The sequence below is a fragment of the Streptomyces sp. B1866 genome (assembly GCF_031932565.1).
Taxonomy (GTDB): domain Bacteria; phylum Actinomycetota; class Actinomycetes; order Streptomycetales; family Streptomycetaceae; genus Streptomyces.
In genome coordinates, this window is record NZ_JAVSCF010000398.1 from 1 (window position 1) to 3,587 (window position 3,587).

Genomic DNA, 3,587 nt, shown 5'->3' on the forward strand with positions numbered 1-3,587 from the left:
GGCCACGCGCCGCTCCCGCGCGTGGTCGTGACGCTCGACCAGCACGCCGGCGCCCACGCCGAGGAGCCCGGCCGCCAGGCCGCACCAGGCGCCGGCCGCGGTGTCCGGCACGCGGGCGCCCAGCCCGGCGGCGGACAGCAGGAAGCCCAGGGCGCCGCCGGTGAGCAGGCCGAGCGCGGCGGCGCGGACCGCGGCCAGGGCGAGCCGGGGCAGCAGCAGGGGCGAGCGGGCGAGCGGTTGGGGCAGCAGCCAGGAGACCGTCGCCAGGTCGGCCAGGACCGGGCCGCGCCACCGGGCCGCGCGGGCGGCCAGCCACAGCGCCAGCGCGACGAGCGCCGGGGCGGCGGCCGGCAGGGCGTCCGCGAGCCGCCCGGCGAACCCGGCGGGCTCGGCGTCCCGCCCGTGCCGCGCGGCGGTCACCAGCAGGGNGGGCGTCCGCGAGCCGCCCGGCGAACCCGGCGGGCTCGGCGTCCCGCCCGTGCCGCGCGGCGGTCACCAGCAGGGGCACGCCCCACCCTGCCGCGACCAGGGCGCTCGCGTAGGCGAGGAAGGCGGCGGCGCGGCGCCGCTCGCGGCGGTGGTCGCTGCGCGCCTCGCGCCAGAACGCCAGCACGGCGCGCGTGCGGTCCACGGCTCCGCTCCGCGGGCCGCTGCCGCCTATTCGGCCGGTCGGCGGGGCCGGTGCCTGCCGCACGTCAGCGGCCCGGTCCGGCCGTCGGCTCGGGTACGGGAGCCGCCATGTCGAGCACGTCGTCGGCGACCGCGTCGGCCAGCTCCTCGTGGTGGGTGGCCAGCAGAACCGCCACGTCCCGGTCCTTGTGGACGGCCAGCCGACGGGCCAGCTCCGCCCGCGCGCCCGTGTCCAGGCGCTGCTCGGGCTCGTCCAGGATCAGCAGGTCGTGCGGCCGTACGAAGGCGGCGGCCAGGAGGAGCTGCTGGGTCTGGCCCGACGACAGCGACCAGGGCAGCACGTCCGCGTGGTCGGCGAGGTGGTGGTCGGCCAGGACGGCGTCGACCAGGTCCGCCGCGCCCTCCACCGGCCCGTGCGCCAGCGCGACCAGCGTGAGGTGCTCGCGGACGGTCAGGTCGGGGTAGAAGGCGGCCGGGTCCATGACGGTGGCGATACGCGCGCGGGTGCGCCGGTCGTCGGCGTCGACGGGGGTGCCGTCGAAGAGCACCGTGCCGGAGGTGGGGCGCTCCCGGCCCGCGGCCAGCCGCAGCAGCGTGGACTTTCCCGCGCCGTTGTCGCCCATAAGGGCGACGCACTGACCGGGGTGCAGGGCGAAGCTCACCCCGGACACCGCCTCCCGGTCGCCGTAGACGCGGCTGACGTCGCTCAAGGTCAGTAAGGCGGTGCCGTGCGTGACGGGCATGGGGTGCTCCGAATCCGTTGCGTCGACTGCGATGCGGTGCGGGGGCGGCGCGGGCCTGGCGCGGCGGCGATCAGCGCGCGGGGCGGCCGGCTCTCGCCCGGCGGGTGTAGTACCAGGCCATGTTGGACGAGACGCCGGCGAGCAGAACCCACACCACGCCCAGCCAGCTGCCCCGGGCGAAGGACACGGCGGCCGCGGCCACGGCGAGCGCGCAGACGACGGCGGCGTACAGGGCCAGGCGGCGGGCCGGGGCGGCGGGCGAGGGGGCGGCGGGCAGCGGCATGAACGGTTTCCTGTCCGGTTCCGGGCCCGGGTCCGGTCCGGGTGCGGGTGCGGTGCGACTCTCGGCGGCCATTGTCCCCCACACCGTACGGCCCGGGCCGCCCGCCCCGGCCCGCGGCCGTCCCCCTGCCGCGCCGGGAGCCCGCCCACGGCCCCGCGCGCCGCGCTCAGACGTCGGTGACGCGCAGGCCCGCGTGGGCCTTGTAGCGGCGGTTGACCGAGATGAGGTTGGCCACCAGCGACTCGACCTGGTGGGCGTTACGCAGCCGCCCCGCGTACACCCCGCGCATGCCCGGGATACGGGCCGCCAGCGCCTGCACGACGTCGGTGTCCGCGCGGGTGTCGCCCAGCACCATCACGTCGGTGTCGACCTCGGCGATCTGCGGGTCCTGGAGCAGCACGGCGGACAGGTGGTGGAAGGCGGCGGTGACGCGGGAGTCGGGCAGCAGGGCGGCGGCCTGCTGGGCGGCGCTGCCCTCCTCGGGTGTCAGCGCGTACGCGCCCTGCTTGTCGAAGCCGAGGGGGTTGACGCAGTCCACGACCAGCTTGCCGCGCAGTTCCTCGCGCAGGGCCGTGAGCGTGGCCGCGTGGCCCTCCCAGGGCACGGCCGCGATGACGACGTCGGAGCGGCGCGCGCACTCGGCGTTGTCCGCGCCCTCGACCCCCAGCTCCGGGCCGAGTCCGGCCGCCGCGGCGCGGGCCCGCTCGGCGGCGCGCGAGCCGATGATCACTTTCTGGCCGGCCTTGGCGAGCCGGTAGGCCAGGCCCCTGCCCTGGTCGCCGGTGCCGCCGAGCACGCCGACCACCAGGCCGGTCACGTCGGGCAGGTCCCACGGGTCCTTCGCGGCCTTCTTGGGGGCGGCGGAGGTGGCGTCGGAAGCAGTCATGACCGTGATCCTGTCACGCCCTGACGCGTTACGGCGTGACCCGGCGCACGCCTCGGCGCCGTACGCCCCCTGACGCCGTACACCCCGGCCCGTGACCCGGCGCCGTACGGCCACCAGGCCCGGCCGACGCGCTGTCACGCCTTGACGCCGCCGTCCGTCAGGCCCGTGCGCCAGTACCGCTGGAGCACGCCCATGAGCACCATCAGCGGCAGTACGGACAGGAAGGCGCCGCCGACCGTGTACTGGTACAGCTGCGGCTGCCGGTCGGCGTACCCCTGCCAGGAGGTGAGGCCGAGCTGGATCGGGTAGCGGTCGGAGTCGGAGAGCATCACCAGCGGCAGGAAGTAGTTGTTCCAGATGTGCACGAACTGGAACAGGAAGACGGTCACCAGCGCGGGCGTCATCAGCCGCAGCCCGACCGTGGCGAAGATCCGCGCCTCGCCCGCGCCGTCGATGCGGGCCGCCTCCAGCAGCGCGTCCGGCACGGCGGCGGCCGCGTAGATGCGGCACAGGTAGACGCCGAAGGGGCTGACCGCGCTGGGCAGCAGGACGGACCAGTAGCTGCCCGTCAGGCCCATCTCGCTGAACAGGAAGTACAGCGGCAGGGCCAGGGCGGTGCCGGGGATGAGCACCCCGGCGAGGATCACGTTGAAGATCCCCTCCCGGCCGGGGAAGGAGAACTTCGCCAGCGCGTAGCCCGCCGCGCCCGACAGCAGGGTCGCGGCCAGGGCGCCGACGCCCGCGTACAGCAGGCTGTTGCCGAACCACCGGACGTAGATGCCGTCGTCGTGGGTGAGCACCTGGTGCAGGCGGCCGACCGGGTCCGGGTCGGCGAACCAGAGGCCGAACGTGCCGAACAGGTCCCCGGTGGACTTGGTCGCGGACACCGTGAGCCAGTAGACGGGGGTCAGGAAGTAGACGGCCGCCACGGACAGCAGCGAGACCGTCAGGATCCGGTGGCGCAGCGGCGCCCGGCGGCCGGACCTGGCCGCCCGCGCGGGCTGGACGCCGCCCGCCCGGCCCGCGCGGCCCAGCCGGGTCGCGC

The 3,587-nt window shown here is 76.5% G+C and carries 5 protein-coding genes; all 5 read right to left on the reverse strand.

The features are described from left to right. Positions 1 to 420: DUF6297 family protein (locus RKE29_RS28615; RefSeq protein WP_312008608.1), on the reverse strand; the 420-nt coding region annotated here is incomplete at its 3' end. Positions 421 to 695: 275 nt separating this feature from the next. Next, complete coding sequence (locus RKE29_RS28620; protein ID WP_312008609.1) at positions 696 to 1,373, reverse strand: ABC transporter ATP-binding protein; 678 nt, start codon at positions 1,371 to 1,373, stop codon at positions 696 to 698. Positions 1,374 to 1,443: 70 nt separating this feature from the next. Beyond that, the gene (locus tag RKE29_RS28625; RefSeq protein WP_312008610.1) at positions 1,444 to 1,656 is read right to left on the reverse strand and encodes a hypothetical protein; all 213 of its coding nucleotides are present in this window, start codon (positions 1,654 to 1,656) and stop codon (positions 1,444 to 1,446) included. A gap of 166 nt (positions 1,657 to 1,822) precedes the next feature. Continuing rightward, the gene (npdG, locus tag RKE29_RS28630) at positions 1,823 to 2,542 is read right to left on the reverse strand and encodes an NADPH-dependent F420 reductase (protein WP_312008611.1); all 720 of its coding nucleotides are present in this window, start codon (positions 2,540 to 2,542) and stop codon (positions 1,823 to 1,825) included. Between the two features lie 134 nt (positions 2,543 to 2,676). Beyond that, positions 2,677 to 3,507 carry a carbohydrate ABC transporter permease gene (locus tag RKE29_RS28635; RefSeq protein ID WP_312008613.1) on the reverse strand — a complete coding sequence of 277 codons (831 nt, stop codon included), beginning with the start codon at positions 3,505 to 3,507 and terminating at the stop codon, positions 2,677 to 2,679. Positions 3,508 to 3,587: the final 80 nt, after the last annotated feature.

What these genes read in the sequence shown, in the direction of transcription:
- RKE29_RS28620 (WP_312008609.1), bottom strand. Translation starts at nt 1,373, where the DNA reads ATGCCCGTCACGCACGGCACCGCCTTACTGACCTTGAGCGACGTCAGC.
- npdG (WP_312008611.1), bottom strand. Translation starts at nt 2,542, where the DNA reads ATGACTGCTTCCGACGCCACCTCCGCCGCCCCCAAGAAGGCCGCGAAG.
- RKE29_RS28625 (WP_312008610.1), bottom strand. Translation starts at nt 1,656, where the DNA reads ATGCCGCTGCCCGCCGCCCCCTCGCCCGCCGCCCCGGCCCGCCGCCTG.